General features: G+C 69.1%; 19 protein-coding genes. 7 read left to right on the plus strand and 12 right to left on the minus strand.

Annotated features, from left to right (window positions below; genetic code table 11):
- Positions 1-34: 34 nt before the first annotated feature.
- The 5 genes from A4X16_RS16315 to A4X16_RS16335 all read right to left on the minus strand — a co-directional run bounded on the left by A4X16_RS16315 (position 35) and on the right by A4X16_RS16335 (position 5806).
- Positions 35-1060 (minus strand): LacI family DNA-binding transcriptional regulator, encoded by a 1026-nt coding sequence (locus tag A4X16_RS16315; protein WP_067122732.1) that lies wholly within the window; start codon positions 1058-1060, stop codon positions 35-37.
- Positions 1057-2883, minus strand: a complete 1827-nt coding sequence (locus tag A4X16_RS16320) for an ABC transporter permease (protein ID WP_197491864.1) — start codon at positions 2881-2883, stop codon at positions 1057-1059. The genes A4X16_RS16315 and A4X16_RS16320 overlap by 4 nt, the downstream gene beginning before the upstream one ends.
- Before the next feature lie 70 nt (positions 2884-2953).
- Positions 2954-3970: an ABC transporter ATP-binding protein gene (locus A4X16_RS16325; protein ID WP_067122939.1), complete on the minus strand. Its 1017-nt coding sequence runs from the start codon at positions 3968-3970 to the stop codon at positions 2954-2956.
- A gap of 57 nt (positions 3971-4027) precedes the next feature.
- Positions 4028-5107 (minus strand): extracellular solute-binding protein, encoded by a 1080-nt coding sequence (locus A4X16_RS16330; RefSeq protein ID WP_067122735.1) that lies wholly within the window; start codon positions 5105-5107, stop codon positions 4028-4030.
- Between the two features lie 189 nt (positions 5108-5296).
- The gene (locus A4X16_RS16335) at positions 5297-5806 is read right to left on the minus strand and encodes a MarR family winged helix-turn-helix transcriptional regulator (RefSeq protein ID WP_067122738.1); all 510 of its coding nucleotides are present in this window, start codon (positions 5804-5806) and stop codon (positions 5297-5299) included.
- A gap of 90 nt (positions 5807-5896) precedes the next feature.
- Here A4X16_RS16335 and A4X16_RS16340 point away from each other — a divergent pair, with 90 nt between their 5' ends.
- From A4X16_RS16340 to A4X16_RS16355, 4 genes are all read left to right on the plus strand, one after another.
- Positions 5897-6826 carry an NADP-dependent oxidoreductase gene (locus A4X16_RS16340; protein ID WP_067122741.1) on the plus strand — a complete coding sequence of 310 codons (930 nt, stop codon included), beginning with the start codon at positions 5897-5899 and terminating at the stop codon, positions 6824-6826.
- Between the two features lie 103 nt (positions 6827-6929).
- Positions 6930-7253, plus strand: coding sequence for a hypothetical protein (locus tag A4X16_RS16345; RefSeq protein ID WP_157560269.1), 324 nt, complete (start codon positions 6930-6932; stop codon positions 7251-7253).
- Positions 7254-7501: 248 nt separating this feature from the next.
- A complete protein-coding gene (locus A4X16_RS16350; protein WP_197491865.1) occupies positions 7502-8182 on the plus strand; it encodes a DUF433 domain-containing protein in 681 nt (226 codons plus the stop codon).
- Entirely contained in the window at positions 8182-8598 is a 417-nt protein-coding gene (locus tag A4X16_RS16355; protein WP_067122750.1) for a hypothetical protein, read from the plus strand. Before A4X16_RS16350 ends, A4X16_RS16355 begins: the two co-directional genes overlap by 1 nt.
- 42 nt (positions 8599-8640) lie before the next feature.
- On the opposite strand, the gene A4X16_RS16360 is transcribed toward A4X16_RS16355, so the two are convergent.
- From A4X16_RS16360 to A4X16_RS16370, 3 genes are all read right to left on the minus strand, one after another.
- A complete protein-coding gene (locus A4X16_RS16360; RefSeq protein WP_067122754.1) occupies positions 8641-8862 on the minus strand; it encodes a hypothetical protein in 222 nt (73 codons plus the stop codon).
- A gap of 46 nt (positions 8863-8908) precedes the next feature.
- Positions 8909-10615, minus strand: coding sequence for a dipeptide ABC transporter ATP-binding protein (locus A4X16_RS16365; protein WP_082914527.1), 1707 nt, complete (start codon positions 10613-10615; stop codon positions 8909-8911).
- Positions 10616-10736: 121 nt separating this feature from the next.
- Positions 10737-11678: a LysR family transcriptional regulator gene (locus A4X16_RS16370; RefSeq protein ID WP_067122757.1), complete on the minus strand. Its 942-nt coding sequence runs from the start codon at positions 11676-11678 to the stop codon at positions 10737-10739.
- Between the two features lie 133 nt (positions 11679-11811).
- On the opposite strand from A4X16_RS16370, the gene A4X16_RS16375 reads away from it, so the two are divergent.
- Together A4X16_RS16375 and A4X16_RS16380 are read left to right on the plus strand one after the other, a co-directional pair.
- Complete coding sequence (locus A4X16_RS16375) at positions 11812-13125, plus strand: glucarate dehydratase family protein (protein ID WP_082914528.1); 1314 nt, start codon at positions 11812-11814, stop codon at positions 13123-13125.
- The gene (locus tag A4X16_RS16380) at positions 13122-14120 is read left to right on the plus strand and encodes a 2-hydroxyacid dehydrogenase (RefSeq protein WP_231880410.1); all 999 of its coding nucleotides are present in this window, start codon (positions 13122-13124) and stop codon (positions 14118-14120) included. Before A4X16_RS16375 ends, A4X16_RS16380 begins: the two co-directional genes overlap by 4 nt.
- A gap of 9 nt (positions 14121-14129) precedes the next feature.
- Here A4X16_RS16380 and A4X16_RS16385 read toward each other — a convergent pair whose 3' ends face one another.
- Genes A4X16_RS16385 through A4X16_RS16400 form a run of 4 tightly spaced genes read right to left on the minus strand, consistent with a single transcriptional unit; the run spans position 14130 to position 18406 of the window.
- A complete protein-coding gene (locus A4X16_RS16385) occupies positions 14130-14855 on the minus strand; it encodes a sulfite exporter TauE/SafE family protein (RefSeq protein WP_067122761.1) in 726 nt (241 codons plus the stop codon).
- 6 nt (positions 14856-14861) lie between these two features.
- Entirely contained in the window at positions 14862-15824 is a 963-nt protein-coding gene (locus tag A4X16_RS16390; RefSeq protein ID WP_067122763.1) for an ABC transporter permease, read from the minus strand.
- Positions 15817-16806, minus strand: coding sequence for an ABC transporter permease (locus tag A4X16_RS16395; protein ID WP_082914529.1), 990 nt, complete (start codon positions 16804-16806; stop codon positions 15817-15819). Before A4X16_RS16395 ends, A4X16_RS16390 begins: the two co-directional genes overlap by 8 nt.
- Before the next feature lie 31 nt (positions 16807-16837).
- Positions 16838-18406, minus strand: a complete 1569-nt coding sequence (locus A4X16_RS16400; protein ID WP_067122767.1) for an ABC transporter substrate-binding protein — start codon at positions 18404-18406, stop codon at positions 16838-16840.
- Between the two features lie 260 nt (positions 18407-18666).
- On the opposite strand from A4X16_RS16400, the gene A4X16_RS16405 reads away from it, so the two are divergent.
- Complete coding sequence (locus A4X16_RS16405; protein WP_067122769.1) at positions 18667-19644, plus strand: 2-hydroxyacid dehydrogenase; 978 nt, start codon at positions 18667-18669, stop codon at positions 19642-19644.
- Positions 19645-19658 lie beyond the last annotated feature (14 nt).

Consider the following 19658-nt stretch of genomic DNA (forward strand, 5'->3'; position numbering starts at 1 on the left):
TCCAGTAGTGCGACGAACATGTACAAGACAGAGGTCAGCGAGCCGCGGCGGTCGTCCCGACGACGAGCTCACCCGTGAACCCGCGCCGCACAGGAGAGGAGTCAGAGTCAGACGAAAGCAGCCCCTGCATCGTCTCGACAGCAGCGGCCGCGACGGCCTCCACCGGAATCCGCACGGTCGTCAGGCCCAGAAGGTCGGCACCGGGCAGGATGCCGTCGCACCCCGTCACGCTCACATCGCCGGGCACAGACAATCCAAGCGAACGCAGAGCGCGCATCACCGCGAGCTGCCGATAATCCGACGCGCACATCACCGCCGTCGCCCCGGCCCGCACAGCGGAAAGCGCCTCAGAGACACCCTCATCCGGCCGTGCACCGGTCGACACGAGATCCACCTCGACCCCGGCATCCGCCAACGTCGACTGCATCGCCAACGCGCGCAGATGCTCCGGAACCGACGCCTCCTCGTTCCCCGCGAGCACGACCACCCGACGGTGCCCCAACCCCGACACATGCGACGCCAGCAACCGCCCATGCGCCGCGTCGTCGTAGTGCGCCGAGTGAATCCGCCCCGACGTCTCCGCCCGCCCGGCGCGCAGAATCGGCACCTGGTCGGCGAACGGCTCGAGCTGCGCGGTGGTGATGCCACCGGTCGCGACGATCAGCCCGGCGACGCGCATCCCGAGCAGTCGGTGCAGCGCGTTCACCTGCTTCGCCCCCTGCACGTCGGCACCGATCGTCACGGTCAGCAGGTCGAGTCCCCGTTGGTGCGCCTCGTCCTGCAGCCGCGAGAACAGCAGACCGTACGCGGGGTTGCTGGCGTCGCGCAGCATGAGCCCGACGGTGCCGGTGCGCCCGGCGGCGAGCTCCGCTGCCATCGTGTTCGGCACGTATCCGAGGCGCTCGGCCTCCGCGAGGATGCGCTCCTGCGTCTCGGGAGCGAACCGTCCCTCGCCCTTCAGCGCCCGGGTCGCGGTCGCGCGAGAGACCCCCGCAGCGGCGGCCACGTCACTGACGGTGACCCGCAGCCCCGGAGCATCCGACGACGACGACGAGCTCATGCGCGCGTCTTCCGAGCCTTGCGGGGCGCTCCAGCGCGCGATCCTCGTCCATACACGAGATACATGGTGACACCCATGATGATCATGAGCAGCACTGTATAGACGAACGTGATCGGCATCGCGTCGAGGTTGTTCTCGCCGCGCGTGCTCTCCTGAATGGCGACACCCAGCGGCTTGTACAGCGGGTGGTAGAGGAAGATCGCGGCGTCGTAGTCGTCGAGCAGGCTGTTGAAGTTCAGCGCCGTGATCGCGGCGGCGGTCGGCAGCACGAGCGGGATGAGGATGCGACGGAACGTCGTGAGCGACTTCGCCCCGAGGATGCGCGAGGCGTCTTCGAGCGAATCGGGCACCGACGCGAACCCGGCCTTGAGCAGCCGCAGCGTGAACGGGATCTTCACCGAGATGTACGCGATGAGCAGCAGAACCGGGGTTCCGGTGAGCACGAACCCGGCGACGATCGACCGCGGCTGATCGAACGCGGTGACGAGGGCGAGCGCGATCAGCACGATCGGCAGGATCCACGGGATGTGCAGCACGTACTCGATCGCGGTCGTCAGCAGGTTGCGGTGCTTCTGCAGCATCCGCGCGACGAACAGCAGACCGCCGACGACGATGAGCGACGCGAGCGCGCTGTACACGACGCTGACGATGAACGGACGGATCGCCGCCGCGCTCGAGAACACGGTGATGTAGTTGTCGAGCGTGAAGCTGTCGAGCGTGATGGACCCGGCGAGGATGCTACGGGCATCGACGAACGAGAAGATCACGATCAGCACGACGGGGATGAGGTAGATCACCCACATCAGATACGCGATGACGTGCACGACGACGTTCGCGAACGGGTTGCGGATCCGCTGCTTCTGGATCGGCGTCGCGACCTTGGCGACCGAGAAGTACACGCCCGACTTCTCGAAGCGGTTCATGATCGCGAGCAGGATGATCGTCGCGATGCCGAGCACGATCGCCAGGAGCGCCGCGATGTCCCGGGTGATCGGGCTGCGCGACAGGTCGATGATGAGGGGCGCGACGGTCTGGAAGTCCGGCCCGCCGAGCACGAGGGGAGCGGTCAGCGCGCCGAGCCCGATCAGGAACGTGAGCACCGTGACCGCGAACAGCATCGGCTTCATGACCGGCAGCACGATGCGGCGGAGGATCGTCCAGGTGGAGGCGCCCATGAGCTTCGCGGCCTCGATCGACGCGTAGTCGACCTTGCCGAGCGACGACGACAGGAACAGCATGTGGTTGGTCGTGGTCGCGAACGTCATCACGAACACGACGGCGAAGTAGCCCGAGAACCAGTCGCGGTCCATGTCGGGCCAGATGTTGACCATGAGGTTCGTGAAGAACCCGAACCGGCCGTAGATGAAGTTGTAGCCGGCGGCGAGCACGATGCCGCCGTAGATGAGCGTGGTCGCGTAGCCGAGCCAGAGGATCTTCGCCCCGCGCACCTGGAAGTACTTCGTCACGAGCACGATGAACACACCGACCACGTTGACCGTGATCGAGAGCGTGACCGCGAGCAGGAAGCTGTTGCCGAGCGTCTTCAGCGCACGCTCGCTGCCGAACAGCTTCTCGACGGCACGGATGCTGAACTGCCCGTCGGGGAAGAACGTGACCCCGAGCAGCGCGGCGTTCGGCAGCACGAGGAACGCGGCCGCGAACCAGATGACGATGATGCCGGTCACCCAGGCGAGCGGCGAGCGCAGCATCGCGCGGATGCTGCCGGGGCGGCCGCGCCCGCGGGTTCGGGTGCGGGGCCGCGGCCCCGACGTCTGCTCCTCGACGACCGCTTCGGTCGTGAGAGCGCCAGCCCCTCCGATCATGGCTGCAGACGGCGGGACCGCGGGGTCTGTGTGGTCGGGAGAGCCGGCCGGCTTCTGAGCGTCCGACATGTCAGGCCGCCGGGTACTGCAGGATCCAGCGGGGGTCCACGTCGACGCGCACGGCGTCGCCCGGGTTCCACTGGCGGGCGCTCGCCGCAGCGGGAACGCTGACGCGCAGCGTCGCATCCTCGGCCGAGACCGTGTAGACGCTGTGGCTGCCGTGGTACGTGCGGTCGACGATGGCGCCCTCGAGGGATGCCGGCGCGGACGAGCTGTCCGCAGCATCCGCGAGGTGCAGCTTCTCGGGCCGCACGTAGCTCTCGGCGGTCGCATCCAGTCCGCCGCCGAGGCTGACGAGCTGCACCGGGCTGAGCCGGTTGTTCTCGCCGATGAACCGGCAGACGAACGGGGTGGCGCTGCGGTCGTAGATCTCCTCGGGCGTGCCGACCTGCTGCAGCGTGCCGGCGTCGAGCACGGCGATGCGGTCGCTGAGGGTCAGCGCCTCCTCCTGGTCGTGCGTGACGTAGACGGTCGTGACGCCGACCTCGTGCTGCAGCTCCTTGAGCTGCTCGCGCAGCTGAACGCGGAGCTTCGCGTCGAGGTTCGACAGCGGCTCGTCGAGCAGCAGGATGCTGGGGGTCAGCGCGAGCGCGCGGGCGATGGCGACGCGCTGCTGCTGGCCGCCCGAGAGCTCCGACACGTTCTTGTCGAGCTGCGACTGCGCGAGGCCGGTGCGATCGGCGACCTCGTCGACGCGGCGGCGCTGCTCGGCCTTCGGCGTCTTCTGGATCGAGAGGCCGAACCCGATGTTCTCGCGCACGTTCATGCTCGGGAACAGCGCGTAGTTCTGGAACACCATGCCCACGCCGCGCTTCTCGCTCGGCACGCGGGTGACGTCGCGGCCGTTGATGTGGATGCGTCCGCCGGTCGGCTCGACGAACCCGGCGAGCGCGCGGAGGGCGGTGGTCTTGCCGCATCCGGAGGGACCCAGGAGGGTGAAGAACTCACCCTCCCGGATCTCCAGATCGAGGTGCGAGACCGCACGGTGGTCGCCGAACGCGACCTCGACATCGTCGAAACGGATCACGGTGTCTTTCTCGATCGTCACGGGGGTGTGCCTCTGCGGTGCGGTCTCGCGGCCGGATCAGCCGATGTACTCGAGCGTGACCTTCTCGACCCAGGCGCCGAGGTTCTCGCTCACGAAGCCGAAGTCGATGTCCTGACGGTCGAGCGTGCCCATGAGCTCGACGACCTCGGGGTTGGCCTGCTCGACCGCGCCCTCGTTGACGGGCATGGAGTTGAACTCGGCCGCGAACTCGCCCTGCACCTCGGCGCTGCCGAACCAGTCGATGAACTCCTGGGCCTTCGCCTCGTTGCCGGTGCCGTTGATCTGCGCGATCTGCTCGGTCACGTAGGGGACGCCGTACTCGGGGACGATCATGCCGGTCGTGGTGCCGTACTCCTCGTCGCGCGCGGCGATGCCGCTCGAGGGAAGCACGCCGTAGTCGATCTCGTCGCGCGTGATGCGGGCGTAGAGGTCGGTGCCCTCGACCGCGGGCGAGCCGTTCGCGTAGTACGACTCCACGAGCTCCCAGCCCTCGTCGCTGACGCCGAGGTCGCCGTCCTCGTCGAGGTGGCGGGAGAGGATGCTGGCGAGCACGAGCTGCGGGGTCGCCTGGCCCAGCGCGGGGTTGACCTCGTAGCGGCCGGCGAACTTCTCGTCGGTCCAGAGGTCCTCCTCGTCGGAGGGGGCGTCGGTGATGCGGTTCTCGTCGTAGACGGTGACGATGGCCTGCTCGACGAGCGGCCAGAAGGCGCCGTCGGCCGGGTCGCCGGCATCCGCGGGGACCTCTCCGCTCCACTCGGGCTCGTATGCGGTGATCGCGTCCTCGGCCTTGAGCTGCTCGAAGAACATGTTGTTGAGACCGAACACGACGTCGCCGACCGGGTTGTTCTTCTCGGCGATGATGCGGTTGGTCAGATCGGCGCCGCCGAGACCCACGATCTCGATGTCGATGCCGGCATCCGCGGCCTGCTCGGTGATCCACTCGCCGCGGCCGTCGCTGTTGGAGTTCGTGTACACGATGAGTGTCTCATCGGAGCCGCCGCCCTCGCCCGAGCCGCCCTCGGACTCGGTGCTGCCGCCTGCGCACCCGCTCAGGGTCACGGCCGCGATCGCCGCGATTCCCAGGAGAGACCAGCGCTTCTTTCGGATGTCGACCATGGTCGCCCTTTCTCGTCATCGAGGTATGTCTGAGTCGACTGTACCCCGGCTTTGTGGTGTCCGCACAATGAATCGGCAATTTTGTAGCCGCGTTCGCGCGACCGCACTCAAGATAGGGGGCGCAGATGAACGCCGGAGGAGCGTCGGGTGAACAGAGCGGATGCCGCGAACGTTCCGGTCAGGCCCGTCTCACTCGGAACGGGTGGCCGACCGCTTCCGCGGTGCCGCGCTCCGCGGCGGGTTCGCGCGCAGATGTCCGCTGACCTGCGTCATGACGCGCTGCAGCATCTCGACGTCCTCCGCGCTCAGCGATGCGAACAGATGCGCCTTCACGGCCTCGATGTGCCCGGGGAAGACTTTCGCCAGCACCTCGCGCCCCTCTTCCGTCAGCGTCAGCAGCGTGCTGCGCTCGTCCTCGGGTGACGGCGACCGCGTGACGAGCCCGCGCTCCTCCAGTGACTGCGCCTGATACGTGAGCCCGCTCCGGCTGTACACGACGCCGTCTGCGAGGTCGGTCATCCGCTGCGCCCCGTCCGGTGCGTCGCCGAGTCGCGCGAGCAGCTGGAACTGCACGTAGCTGAGCTTGCCGACGTCGCGCAGCTGCTTCTCGACCGCGTGCCGCAGCAGGCTGCTCACCTCGGTGAAGGCGAAGTAGGCCGAGAGCTCCGTCGGGGTGAGCTGAGGAGGGCGAGTGGTCATGCATCCAGTATACGTGTTGCTTCGAATTCGAAGCAGTGCTACAGTCGCCTTACTGCTTCGAATTCAAAGCACATGTCGAGAGGAAAGATCATGAAGGCAGTACGGTTCCACGAAGTGGGCGGCCCCGAGGTTCTGCAGTACGAAGAGATCGACCAGCCGACGCCGGGCGCCGGTCAGGTGCGGCTGCACGTCGCAGCATCCGCGTTCAATGCCGCCGACAACGGCATGCGCGCCGGATTCCTGCCGATCCCGGTCGTGCTTCCGCACGTCCCCGGCTACGACGTCTCGGGCACGATCGATGCCATCGGCGAGGGCGTCGAAGGGTTCGCGATCGGCGACGCGGTGATCGGCTTCCTGCCGATGACGGACGACGGCGGAGCGGCGGAGTACGTCCTCGCCCCGGCGGATGCGCTCGTCGCGGCGCCGACCAGCGTGCCGCTCGCGGATGCCGCCGCGCTTCCGTCCGTCGCGCTGACCGCGCGTCAGGCGCTCTTCGACGACGGCGGCCTCACGGCGGGACAGCGCGTGCTCATCGTCGGCGCCGGCGGAGTCGTCGGCAAGTACGCGATCGCCCTGGCGACGCGTGCGGGCTCCTACGTCGTCGCGACGGCGAGCCCGCGCAGTGCGGATGCCGTGCGCGCGGCGGGTGCCGACGAGATCATCGACCACACCCAGACCGGTGTGCTGGATGCCGTCTCGGAGCAGGTCGACCTGTTGCTCAACCTGGCTCCCATCGAGCCGGACGAGTTCACCGCCCTGGTGAGTCTCGTGCGGGACGGTGGGGTCGTGGTCAGCACCACCGCCTGGATGCCCGCGCCGGACGACGCCGATCGCGGTGTGACCTCCGTGGTCGTCTTCGTGCAGAGCGACGCGGAGAAGCTGCGGGAACTGGTCGGGCTGGTAGACAGCGGAGACCTCACGCTCGAGGTCACGCGGCGCATCCCGCTGAACGATCTCCCGGCGCTGCACGCGGAGGCAGCCGAGGGACGGATCGCGGGCAAGGTCATCGTCATCCCGTGAGTGAGCGAGCGTGTCTCGCTCGCCCCCTCCGGTCCGGCGGCACGCCGGACGCTCCGGTATATCGCTAGGGTGATCGCAACACCATGACCGGAGGGGGATCACGATGTCTTCTGCTGCAACCACCATTTTCCACTCGAATGCGGATGCCGCGACCACGGCCGCCGCTGTCCAGAAGGTGCTCGCCGACAACAAGGCCACCGTGCTCGGCCAGGCACCCGACGGCACCACGATCGACTTCCAGACCAAGAAGACCCTGTTCAACTGGGAGCTTCTCGGTCGTGCGACCACGACCCCGGCGGCATCCGGCTCGGACGTTCACCTGTCGCTCGACGTGCACCACAACCGTCCGCCGGCACTCATGGACGGCATGAAGAACAAGAAGGCCGTCGAGAAGCTGGCGGGGCAGATCCAGGCCGCTCTCGGCTGAGGGTCGGAGTCGGTCGCTGAGCGAAGACGACGGAGTCGACAAGCGCGATCGAAACGAAACGTGGCGACGCGCGCTGCTCTGTTCCGGTGTACGGCGCGAGTCGGAGGCGCGTCACACGAGGTGAGTCGCGGACCCGTCGGTACCGTCATCGCGTGCAGCTTCGATCCGTTTCCGCCACCGCCACTACTCGCGAATCGCTTCGTTCTCCAATCACCGCCGGCCCACCCAGGGCTGTCATGATTGACGCCATGACCACCTCGATGCTCGACAGGGCGATCTACTCCTACTCGGATGTCGATCGTCTCGTCGGTCTGCACAGTGGGACCGCCCGGCGCTGGCTCGATGGATACACGCGGGCGGGGAAGTTCTACGAGCCGATTCTTCGTGAGGCATCGACAGGTGCGGAGGTCGTCACGTGGGGAGAGATGGTCGAGGCGCGACTTCTCGCGGAGTTTCGAAGTCGGGACGTCACGGTTCAGCGTCTGCGTCCCGCGATCGAGCAACTGCGGGAACGATTCGGTCGTTACCCGCTCGCGCTCGCGAGGCCGTTTCTCGAGATCGAAGGACGAGAACTCGTTCAGGTCGTCCAGGAGGAGGTCGGGCTCGATCGGGCCCTCCGACTTGTGGTGGTGCGCAACGGGCAGAGCATGCTCACAGCGGCGACCGAGCGATTCAGCGGCGCGGTGCGCTACGTGGGCGGCGCAGCAGGCAGCGTCCAACCCGATCCGCGCACCCCATCCGTCGTCATGGATCCTGCGCGCACCTTCGGGCAACCTTCGGTGCGCAATGTCCGCACCGAGGTTCTGGCTGGAGATTACAAGGCGGGCAGTTCGAGAGACGAGCTCGCCGACCTCTATGAGTTGACGCTCGATCAAGTCGATCAGGCTCTGCGCTTCGAACTCATCGTCGGCAGCGACCGAGCAGCGTGATGACTCCGTTCTCGCCGGTTTATTTCGCGGACGAGAACACGTTGGGCCTGGCGAAGGTGCTTCGGCGCTCCGGCCGCACGGACTTTTTGTCCCCGGGGCATCCCGATCTGCCTGAGGTACCGCTCGGTGCTCTCGATCTCGAGTGGATGCCGATCGTGGGCGCACGTGGATTCATCGTCGTGACCCGAGACCGTCGTATCCGTACGCGCCCCGCCGAACTTGCGGCCTACCGCGAGTACGGAATCCGATCGGTATGGATCGGAGCCAAGCGGGACATGCGTCCCGAGGACCAGGCTGCTCTTTTCCTTCGCCACGAGGAGCGGATCGTGAGGGAGATCATCAAACGCGGGTCAGGGCCGTGGGCGCTCTCGCTGAACGTGTCAGGGCCAAGACCGATGCGCCTGGGTGACCTGTGATTCAGTCGGGGAGTTGACGGGCCCGATGAACCCTCGACGGCGTCAGTTGCGCTCGTCGGACTCGTCTCGGCGGCGGGGGCTGACGAACGGCGCGAGAATCGTGCCGCCGATGCATGCGCCGAGCACGGCGCCGATCCCGAGACCGAGCAGCTGATTCTCGAGGATCAGCGCCGTGACAGGTGCGGCGACGACCGCTCCGATCGCGGCGCCGATGACGATGCCGGTGCGGGTCGGCTTCGGCGGTGGAGTCTGCGGAGTGGTCACATCTCGAGCCTACGGGCGGGAGGCCATCGGTCGTTGAGGAGCGGGATCAGGCGGAGAACGCGGGGACGGCGTCGATCAGCATCCGCGTGTACTCCTCCTGCGGATCCGTGAAGATCTGCGCGGCCGCGCCGCACTCGACCAGCTTCCCGTGCTTGAGCACGGCGACGCGGTCGGCGGTCTCGGCGACGACCCCGAGGTCGTGCGTGATGAAGAGGTAGCTGAGCTCGCGTTCGCGCTGCAGTTCGTCGAGGAGCGTCAGGATCTGCGCCTGCACCGACACGTCGAGCGCCGACACGGCTTCGTCGAGCACGAGGAACTCGGGGTCGAGCGCGAGAGCGCGGGCGATCGCCACACGCTGTCGCTGACCGCCGGAGAGCTCGTCGGGGAAGCGGTCGAGCATCCCGTCGGGAAGGGCGACCTGCTCCGACAGCTCGACCGCGCGCGTCGACCGCGACTGCCGATCCCCCTCACCGAACGACAGCAGCGGCTCGGTGATGAGCTGCTCGATCGTCATGCGCGGGTTCAGCGAGTCGAACGGGCTCTGGTAGACCATCTGGAACCGCCGCCGCAGCTGCCGCAGCTTCTCGCCCTTGATGTGGGTGATGTCCTCGCCCGCGAAGGAGATCGCGCCGGAGGTCGGCTCCTCCAGGCGCAGCACGAGGCGGGCGAGCGTGCTCTTGCCCGATCCGGATTCGCCCACGACCGCGAGCGTCTCGCCGCGCCGCACCTCGAGCGAGACGGCGTCGACGGCGGTCAGGGTCCGCCGGTCGCCCTCGCCCTTGGGCAGCGGGAAGACCTTGGTGAGATCGGTGACCCGCACGATCGGCTCGCCGCCGAACTCGATGCGGGCCTGGGTCGACGCCGTGCGCCGCTCGTGCGCACTCAGCCGCGGAGCCGCGGCGATGAGCTTGCGCGTGTACTCGTGCGTCGGCGAGGTCATGACCTGCGCCGCGGGCCCGGCATCCACGATCTCGCCCTGCTTCATGACGACCACGGTGTCGGCGCGCTCGGCGGCCATGCCCAGGTCGTGGGTGATGAGCAGGATCGCGGTGCCCAGTTCCTGCGTCAGACGGGCGAGATGGTCGAGGATCTGCTTCTGCACCGTCACGTCGAGGGCGCTCGTCGGCTCGTCGGCGATGATCAGGCTGGGCTGCGCCGCCAGTGCCCCGGCGATCAGGGCGCGCTGCTTCATGCCGCCGGAGAACTGGTGCGGATACTGCTTCGCCCGCTCGGCCGGATACGTCAGCCCCGCCATCTCGAGCAGGTCGACGGCGCGGTCATGCGCCTCGTGCTTCGTGGCGAGGCCGTGCACGACGAGCGGCTCGGCGACCTGCACGCCCACTCGGCGCACCGGATTGAGCGACAGCGCCGGATCCTGCGGGACGAGTCCCATCAGCCGCCCGCGGATGCCGCGCCAGCGCCGCTCGCTCAGGCCGATGAGGTCCTGTCCGTCGAACTCGATCCGCCCGCCGACCACCTCGGCGTTCGGAGCGAGGAGGTTCATGATCGACTGCGCGACCGTGCTCTTGCCCGAGCCGGACTCCCCCACGATCGCGACGACCTCGCCGCGGCCGACGCTCAGGCTGACGCCGCGCACCGCGTCGACCTCGCGATCGCCGATCCGGTAGGCGACGCGCAGGTCCTCGACGCGCAGGATGTCGTTCCTCACGGCGCGCTGCTCGTTCTGCGTCGGGCCGGCGGAATCCCCGAGCCGGTCGGACTCATCGGCGGTCGCGGCGATGTCCTTCTGCATGCGTCCTCCTCGTCGAGCACGGGTGTCGTCATCAGCACTGGTGTACTGATTCACGGTATGCGGGCCTATTCATCCCGATCAAGCACCACATGGGCATTGGGCAATGCACGACCCGCATCGATCAGGCGTCGCCGTCGGCATCGTCCGGGTCGCCCTGCGGGTCGCGGTCCGGATCCTCGACCAGCCGCAGCAGGCGCTCGACGAGCGGATTCGGGGACTCCGAGTTCCAGGCGATGTCGAGCTCCACGCTGTTGACGCGCGACGACGGGTCCGCCTCGCTGATGGGGAGCAGCGTCACCGAGGCGGGGGAGATGCGCGCCGCCGACTCCGGCACCAGGGTGAAGCCGATGCCGGCGCTGACCAGAGCGAGCAGCGCGGGCACCTGCCCTGCGTACTGCACGATGTGCGGATGCACGCCGCTCGCGACGAACATCGACAGCAGCAGGTCGTGGAAGTAGCGCGCCCCGCTCGGCGAGTACATCAGCAGCTGCTCGTCCTTGAGGTCGATGAGCTTCAGCGGCTCCTCGTGCTGCGCGAGCGGCGAATCGCTCGGCACCGCCACGGCGAGCCGCTCGCGGTACACCGCCCTGGTGCTGATCTGGGGTCGGGCGAGCAGCGGACGCATGAGGCCGATGTCGACCGTGCCCTTCTCCAGCTCGTCCATCTGGTCGAGCGAGACGAGCTCGCGCAGCAGCAGCGTGACGCCGGGCAGCTCGACGGAGGCCCGACGCAGCAGATCGGGCACGACCGCCTGCCCTGCCATCGCCGTGTACGCGATGGTCACGGTGCCCGCCGCGCCCTCTCCGACCGAACGGACATCCGAGACCGCCTTCGCGGCGAGGTCGAGGAGTCGTCGCGCGTTGGGCAGCAGCGCCCGGCCGGCCTGCGTGAGCGCGACGCGGCGACTCGTCCTGTCGAAGAGCCGGGTCGACAGCTCGCGCTCGAGCTGCTGGATCTGCCGGCTGAGCGGCGGCTGCGTCATCTTCAGCCGGGTCGCAGCGGCGCCGAAGTGCAGCTCCTCGGCGACGGCCACGAAGCATTCGAGTTGTACCAGCGAGATCATCGATCCACTCCCGATATCAATCAGTGCGAGTTTTGGTTTGTCTGCGCATCCGTCCCCACCATAGTGTCGGAGCACATCGATGACGCGGAATCCGACGACGCGGGGTCCACGGAATCTCACCAATGGAGGCGCGATGTCCGAAGAGTTCCTGCTGTCGGTCCCTGCGGCCACGCGGCTGTCCGAGAACGCGGTGCGGTCGATCCGCATCACCCCCGTCGCTTTCCAGGACCCGCCCCTCCTCAACACCGTCGGCGTGCACGAGCCGCTCGCCCTGCGGGCCATCGTGCAGGTGACCACCGAGTCGGGGGTGCTCGGACTCGGCGAGACCTACGGCGACGCCGCGCACCTGCAGCGTCTGCGGATCGCCGCCGAGGCGGTGCTGGGCTGCGACGTGTTCGCGATCAACGACCTGCGGCTGCGGGTCGAGCGCAGCATCGCCGGCGATGCCGTCCGCGGCGGACACGGCATGTCGGGCATGGTCACGGGCACGAGCACCGGCGACCGCGTGCTCTCGCCCTTCGACGTCGCCACCGTCGACATCCGCGGCAAGATCCTCGGCGTGCCCGCCAGCGAGCTGCTCGGCGGGCGGGTCAGAGACGCCGTGCCCTTCAGCGGGTACCTCTTCTACAAGTGGGCGGGCCACCCCGGCGCCGACGCCGACGACTGGGGCGAGGCGCTGACGCCCGAGGGCATCGTGACCCAGGCGCGTCGCATCGTCGACCAGTACGGCTTCACCGCGCTCAAGCTCAAGGCCGGGGTGCTCCCTCCCGACGACGAGGTCGCGGCGATCCTCGCCCTGCGCGAGGCCTTTCCCGACCACCCGCTGCGCATCGATCCCAACGGCGCCTGGACCGTCGAGACCTCGCTGCGCGTCGCCGACGCCCTGAAGGACGTGCTCGAGTACCTCGAGGATCCCACGCCCGGGCTCGAGGGCATGGCCGAGGTGCGCCGGAACACCGACCTGCCGCTCGCGACGAACATGTGCGTCGTCGCGTTCTCGCACATCGCCGACGCCGTGCGCCTCGGCGCGATCGACATCGTGCTGTCGGATCACCACTTCTGGGGCGGCCTCGAGCGGTCGCGGCTGCTCGCGGGGTTCGCCGAGACGTTCGGGTGGGGCCTCTCGATGCACTCGAACTCTCATCTGGGTATCAGCCTCGCCGCGATGACCCACCTCGCCGCGGCCACCCCGGGCGTCGGCTACGCGTGCGACACCCACTGGCCGTGGAAGCGCGAGGACGAGGACGTGATCGCCCCGGGCGCGCTCGCCTTCTCGGAGGGCTCCCTCGCGGTGCCGACCGCGCCGGGTCTCGGCGTCGAACTCGACGAGGAGGCGCTCGCCCGGCTGCACCGGCAGTACCTCGACGGCGGCATCCGCGAACGCGACGACACCGGCTACATGCAGCGCGTCGACGCGGACTACGTGCTCGAGAGCCCGCGCTGGTGAGCCGTCCGCTGCGCATCGCCGTCACCGACCCGATCATCTCGGCGTTCGCCGACGATCTGCGACGCACCGCGCGCGAGCACGAGTGGGTGATCGCCGACCCCGAGGTGCCCGGATCGGCGCGTGCGGCGATCGACGGCGCGGACGTCGTGATCTGCTCGCGGCTCACCGTCGACGACATGACCGGCGGGACTCGCGTGCGTCTCGTCCACGCGACGGGCGCCGGAGTGGACCGGGTGGATGCCGGGGCCGTGCCCGACGGCGTGCCGCTGTGCAACACGGGTCATCACGGACCGGCGATCGCGGAGCACGTGATGATGACCGCGCTCATGCTGCGCCGTCGTGCGCTCGAGGCCGACGCGCAGATGCGGCGGGGGGAGTGGCGCACGGTCGCCACGGTGCCTGGCTCCGCGCCCGACGCCGTGCCGTACCACCGCTCGCTCGCCGGCAGCACCCTCGGGCTCATCGGCTTCGGCGAGATCGGGCGCTCGATCGCCCCGCTCGCGACGGCCTTCGGGATGCGCGTGGTCGCGCTGCGGCGGCATCCGGATGCCGGGGGCCCGGGAACCGAGCTGCTCGATGCCGTGTACGGGGATGACCAGCTGCACGCGCTGCTCGCGGAGAGCGACGTCGTCGTCGTCACCGCGCCGCTCACCGAGAGCACGCGCGGACTGATCGATGCGGATGCGCTGGCGCAGCTGCGTCCCGACGCGCTCGTCATCAACGTCGCCCGCGGCGCGCTCATCGACGAGGACGCCCTCTACGACGCCCTCGCCGAGCGGCGCATCGGGGGAGCGGCGATCGACGTGTGGTGGGGTGCGCCCGAGGGCACGCAGGCTCCGCCGGCGGTGCACCGGTTCGCCGAGCTCGACCGGGTCGTGCTCACCCCGCACTTCTCCGGCCATGCGCGCGAGGTCTTCACCGACCGGGCGGCCGACATCGCCCGCAACATCGACCTGCTCGACGCCGGCCTCCCCCTCGAGCGCCGCGTCCGCTGAGCGCCCTGCTCAGAGCATCTCGACCACACGGGTCGCGATCAGCGTCAGCGCCCCGAGCGCCGATGCGCCCAGGGCGATCGCGCGCGTGCGCCGTCTGTTGAGGAACCTGTTCAGGTACCGCGACAGCACGACGCCGACGATCGCGACGGGTGCCATCCATCCGGCGGTGACGAGCGCATGCGACGGCACGGCGCCCCAGAGGAACAGCGCCACGAGCGAGAGCGACGAGCCCACGAGGAAGAACGCCGACATCGTGCCGCGCAGCCGCGGTCCCTCCGACGACTGCCAGATGATCGCCATCGGCGCGCCGCCCACGGACGTCGTGGTGCCCATGACGCCGGACAGAGCCCCCGCGACCGCCTGCGTCGTCCTCGTCACCCGCGGCCGCCAGCCGCGGAGCGACACGACCACGCCGAGCAGCACGACGACCGCGACGGCCCACGACAGCAGCGTCGTCGACATGACCGCGACGAGCCAGGCGCCGACGGCCGTTCCCGGCACCCGGCCCGCGAGCGCCCAGCCGGCTCCACGGAGGTCGAGGGCCGCGCGATCCATCACCGCGACGATCAGCGTCACGACCGTCGCCAGCATGATCACGATCACCGGCAGCAGGCTCGCGTCGATGAGGGCGATGAACGGCGCCGCCAGCATCCCCATGCCGAAGCCGATCGAGCCCTGCAGGCAGCTCGCGGCGAGGATCACCGCGGCGAGCAGCGCGACCTCGAGGGGCGTCACCGGAGATCAGCGTCGCGGGGCGACCGCGCCGATCACGCGGCGCCGCTTCTTGGTCTGCAGACGCCAGCGCTGTCCGGGGTCGGTCGCCAGACGCAGCCACGCGGCCAGCACGTTCGCGCAGACCGTGGTGATCACGATCGCGAGACCCGGGAGCACCGACTGCCACCACGCCTCGGCGAGGTACTGGCGTCCCTGCGAGACCATGAGGCCCCAGCTGACGTCCGGCGGCTGGATGCCGATGCCGAGGAAGCTCAGCGACGACTCGGCCAGCATCACGTAGCAGAACTCCAGCGTGGCCAGCGTGACGAGCGTGGGCAGGACGTTCGGGACGATGTGCCGGAACACGATGGCGCTGTTCTTGGCGCCGAAGTTCGTCGCGGCATCCACGAACATGCGCGAGCGCAGCTCTGCGGCATCCGCCCGCGCGGTGCGCAGGTACAGCGGGATGCGGGTGATGGCGAGCACGAGCACGATGTTCGCCGCGCTGGGGTTGAAGACGTAGAGGATGACGACCGCGAGCAGCAGCGAGGGGAAGCTCATGATGACGTCGGCGATGCGCATGGACACCGACTCCCGCCATCCGCGGTGGAAGCCCGCCCACATGCCCCAGATCGAGCCGATGACGGCCGAGACGAGCACCGCGGCTGCCGCGACGCCCAGCGTGGTGCCGGCCGCGGTGATGATGCGGGCCAGCAGGCTGCGCCCCAGCGAGTCGCTGCCGAGGATGTACTCCCATCCGAGCTGCAGGCTGAACGGAGGCATGTTGCGAGCGCCGAGGTCCTGTCGCTGCGCCAGCTCGCCGAACAGCGGCGGGCCGACGATCGCGGTGAGCACGATGAACGCGAGCACGATGGCGGCGGCGGTCGCGACCTTGTCCTTGAGCAGCAGCCGCCAGAGGTTGGCGCGGCCCGACCCGCGGTTCTGTCGGGCCTTCTGGGTGAGGACGGTGACGGTGGATGCGTCAGACATTGGTCAGCACCTCTGCCTTCGTGTCGGAGAGCGCCCCGGGTCCGCGGCGGCGGGCGCGGGATCGGGATGCGGGCCGCACGCGGGGATCCAGCAGCGCGTACCCGAGGTCGATGAGGATGTTGAGCGCGAAGATCGCGAGGGCCGTGATGAGCACGGCCGCCTGCAGCACGGCGAAGTCCCGCTGCAGGATCGAGTCGATCATGAGCTTGCCGATGCCGGGCCAGCCGAAGATCGACTCGACGACCACGGCGCCGTTGACGAGACCGACCGTGAGGTCGCCCGCCACGGTGAGGGCGGGGGCGGCCGCATTGCGCAGCGCGTGCCTGGAGACGATGTGCATCTGACCGGCGCCGCGGCTGCGGGCGACCTGGATGTACGGCTGGCCGAGCACCGTCACCATAGACCCGCGCACGACCTGGGCGAGCACGCCGACGGGGCGCAGCATGAGCGTCGCGATCGGCAGGATCCAGACCAGGGGGCCCGAGGTGCCCGAGGTCGGCAGCCAGCCGAGGGTGATCGCGAAGATCCAGATGCCGAGGATCGCCACCCAGAAGTCCGGCACGCTCGCGGCCGTCATCGAGAAGAAGCTGACGATGCGGTCGGCGATGCCGTTCGGCTTCAGCGACGCCCAGCTGCCGAGCACCACGGCGACGACGATCGCGAGGATCATCGTCACCGCGGCGAGCTGCAGCGTGGCCGGGAAGGCGCGCAGCGCCATCTCGGCGGCGGGCTCCCCGGTGCGCAGCGACTGACCGAAGTCGAGCTGCAGCACCCCGAGGAAGTAGTCGCCCATCTGCTGCCAGAGCGGGAGGTCGAAGCCGTTGCGGGCGGCGAAGTCCTCGCGCATCTGGTCGGTGGCGTTCAGCGGCAGGTACAGCTGCGACGGATCGCCGGTGAGACGGGCGAGCACGAAGACACCCAGTACGACGGCGATCAGCGGCAGAGCGCTCTGCAGGATTCGTCTTCTCAGGTAGGTCCACATGGTCGCCCGCCTCTCTCACTCTCGCTCGCGGTCAGCCCGCGAGCGAGACCTCCTTGATGCGCAGCTCGTCGCCGGTCGACGAGTTGGGCTCGTACGTCACCCGGTCCGAGAGGCCGAGCATGACGGTCTGGTGCGCGATCGGGGCCAGCGCGACCACGTTCTCGCGCTCGTACGAGAACACGTCCTCGTAGGCCGACTGACGCTCGTCGTCGGTCAGCGTGCGGGCGGTGGTGATGAGCTCGTCGAGACCGGGGTCGCCGAACTCGGCCTGCGCGCCGCCCGTGAGCATGTACTGCTCGACGGTGAACTGCGCGTCACCCGCCTGGTTGCCGTGCTGGATGAGCATCGCGATCGGCCCCTCGTTCGTCACGAACGGGCTCAGCTGGTACTGCAGGTGCTGCGTCGTGTCGACCATGCGCAGCTCGACGTTCAGGCCGACGGCGGCGAGCTGCTCGCGCAGCACCTCGCCGAGCTCGCTGACCTTGGGGAACTGCGCGGTGCGCACCGGCATCAGGATCTTCGTGTCGACGGGGACGCCGTCGGCCTTCGCCTCCTCGATGAGCGCGGTCGCCTGCTCGGGGTCGTACTCCCACGGCTCGAGATCGGAGTTGAATCCGACGATGCCCTCGGGGATCAGCTGCGCGGCCACCTTGTCGCCGTCCGGGTAGAGCGACGAGACGATGCCCTCGCGGTCGATGGCGTAGTTGATGGCCTGACGGACGCGGATGTCGTCGAGCGGAGCGGTCTGGCCGGAGAAGCGCAGGGCGATCGTCTCGTTGTTCGGGTAGCTCACGCCGAGGTCGCCGATGCCGTCCTCGGCGCTGAGGCCCAGGGCGATGTCGGCCTCGCCGCTGGTGATCATCGCCGCACGCACGGTGCCCTCCGAGCGCCACTGGTACTCGACCGCGGCGAACTCCGGAGCGTCGCCCCAGTAGTCGTCGTTGCGCTCGAGCGTCAGCTTGGTGCCGGCCTGCCAGTCGCCGATCGCGTACGGGCCGGTGCCGATCGGCTCGCGCACGAACTCCGTGTTGGAAGTCTCGGGCGAGACGATCTCGATGAACGAGAGCTTGAGCGGCAGGATCGGGTCGGGGCTGGGCGTCGTGACCGTCAGGGTGGTGGCGTCGGTGGCGGAGACCTCGAGGTCGTCGTCGCCGAAGATGTAGCCCTCGACGTTGCAGCCGAGGTCGCCGTTCACGGCTCGATCGATGGAGTAGGCGGCCGCTTCGGCGTCGAAGGGCGTGCCGTCCTGAAAGGTGACGTCGTCGCGGACGGTGAAGGTCCACTCGGTGTCGCCGGTCTGCTCCCACTCGGTGGCGAGCAGCGGCTCGAGATCACCCGTCGACGGGTTGCGCTCGACGAGCGGCTCGGTGACCGTGCTGCGCACGACCACGCCCGTCGAGGTGAGGTTCGCGTCGCACGCCTCGAGCGTGGGGGGCTCCTGGGTCAGCACGACGCGGAGCGTGTCGGCGGCGCCGCCCTCGCCGCCGCCCTGCGACTCCGAGTTGGCGACGGAGCACGATGCGAGCAGGGCGATCGATGCGATTCCTGCGGTGACGGCGGACGCCCGGACGGCTCTGCGTCGGGGGGAAGAAAGCTTCATCGGTTCCTCCAGGTAGGGGATGGCCGCGGCCCACGGTGGCACTCGGCTCGTTTGTGAATGTCGCAGACCGCTCGGCGAGCGTCAACCGATGCGTCGGGCGCATCGGCGGCTCGTGTCGAGCATCCGCGCCCCGTGCCGTCCGGAGGCTCGGACGCGATCCGCGGTATTCCGCCGATCTCTCCCCATAGATACAGGGCGGGCATCAATCAATGCAAGTTCGCTTATGGAACTGCATCGTTGGCTGGTCGTAGTCTCGCGCCATGACGAACTCTCCCGACCGCCCCTCGCCCATGGCCCCCGGCACCGTCGCCCAGGCGGGTCCGCTGCTGGATTCCCTCGAACGGATGCTGAAGGACGAGTACTCCGTCGTGCGTCTCCCCGACGACGTCGAGAGCCTCGATCCCGCGGAGGCCGCGAAGGTCCGCGCCGTGGTCACGAGCGGGAGGGTCGGGGTGCCGTCGGCGCTCATGGCGGCGCTCCCGAACCTCGAGATCGTGACGAACTTCGGCGTCGGCTACGACACCACCGACGTCGCGCAGGCGGTGGCCCGCGGCATCCGGGTCACGAACACGCCCGACGTGCTCACCGACTGCGTCGCAGACACCGCGCTCGCGCTCATGCTCGACGTCTTCCGGCGCTTCGGCGCCTCCGAGCGGTTCCTCCGGGACGGGGAGTGGGAGTCGCGCGGGTTCCCGCTGACGCGCCGGTTCTCGGGCAGCACGGTCGGCGTGCTCGGCCTCGGCCGCATCGGGCAGGCGATCGCCCGACGGGCCGCCGCCTTCGACGCGACGATCCTGTACACGACGCGCCGCCCGGTCGAGGGGGTGGCGTGGGAGCACGTGGCATCCGCCGTCGACCTCGCGCGACGCTCGGACGTCCTCGTCGTCGCGGTGCCCGGCGGCGCGGCGACCGAGAACCTCGTGGATGCCGAGGTGATCCGCGCCCTGGGTCCGGACGGCTACCTCGTGAACATCGCGCGCGGCTCGGTCGTCGACGAGGACGCGCTCGTCGCGGCTCTCGAGAGCGGCGAGATCGCGGGAGCGGGCCTCGACGTCTTCGCGCACGAGCCCCACGTGCCGGAGCGGCTGATCCGCGACGATGTCACGCTGCTGCCGCACGTCGGCAGCGGCACGCACGAGACCCGGAACGACATGCGCGACCTCACCCTGGCGAACCTGCGAGCCCACCTCGCCGGCGATCCGCTGCCGACGCCGGTGCCCGAGATGGCCGCCGTCTGATGTCGTCACGGTAT

This window comes from Microbacterium sp. H83 (assembly GCF_001650405.1).
Lineage (GTDB): Bacteria > Actinomycetota > Actinomycetes > Actinomycetales > Microbacteriaceae > Microbacterium.

Coding starts and splice junctions, on each gene's coding strand:
- A4X16_RS16315 (WP_067122732.1), bottom strand. CDS start 1,060: ATGAGCTCGTCGTCGTCGTCGGATGCTCCGGGGCTGCGGGTCACCGTC.
- A4X16_RS16320 (WP_197491864.1), bottom strand. CDS start 2,883: ATGATCGGAGGGGCTGGCGCTCTCACGACCGAAGCGGTCGTCGAGGAG.
- A4X16_RS16330 (WP_067122735.1), bottom strand. CDS start 5,107: ATGGTCGACATCCGAAAGAAGCGCTGGTCTCTCCTGGGAATCGCGGCG.
- A4X16_RS16335 (WP_067122738.1), bottom strand. CDS start 5,806: ATGACCACTCGCCCTCCTCAGCTCACCCCGACGGAGCTCTCGGCCTAC.
- A4X16_RS16340 (WP_067122741.1), top strand. CDS start 5,897: ATGAAGGCAGTACGGTTCCACGAAGTGGGCGGCCCCGAGGTTCTGCAG.
- A4X16_RS16345 (WP_157560269.1), top strand. CDS start 6,930: ATGTCTTCTGCTGCAACCACCATTTTCCACTCGAATGCGGATGCCGCG.
- A4X16_RS16350 (WP_197491865.1), top strand. CDS start 7,502: ATGACCACCTCGATGCTCGACAGGGCGATCTACTCCTACTCGGATGTC.
- A4X16_RS16355 (WP_067122750.1), top strand. CDS start 8,182: ATGACTCCGTTCTCGCCGGTTTATTTCGCGGACGAGAACACGTTGGGC.
- A4X16_RS16365 (WP_082914527.1), bottom strand. CDS start 10,615: ATGCAGAAGGACATCGCCGCGACCGCCGATGAGTCCGACCGGCTCGGG.
- A4X16_RS16370 (WP_067122757.1), bottom strand. CDS start 11,678: ATGATCTCGCTGGTACAACTCGAATGCTTCGTGGCCGTCGCCGAGGAG.
- A4X16_RS16375 (WP_082914528.1), top strand. CDS start 11,812: ATGTCCGAAGAGTTCCTGCTGTCGGTCCCTGCGGCCACGCGGCTGTCC.
- A4X16_RS16390 (WP_067122763.1), bottom strand. CDS start 15,824: ATGTCTGACGCATCCACCGTCACCGTCCTCACCCAGAAGGCCCGACAG.
- A4X16_RS16395 (WP_082914529.1), bottom strand. CDS start 16,806: ATGTGGACCTACCTGAGAAGACGAATCCTGCAGAGCGCTCTGCCGCTG.
- A4X16_RS16400 (WP_067122767.1), bottom strand. CDS start 18,406: ATGAAGCTTTCTTCCCCCCGACGCAGAGCCGTCCGGGCGTCCGCCGTC.
- A4X16_RS16405 (WP_067122769.1), top strand. CDS start 18,667: ATGACGAACTCTCCCGACCGCCCCTCGCCCATGGCCCCCGGCACCGTC.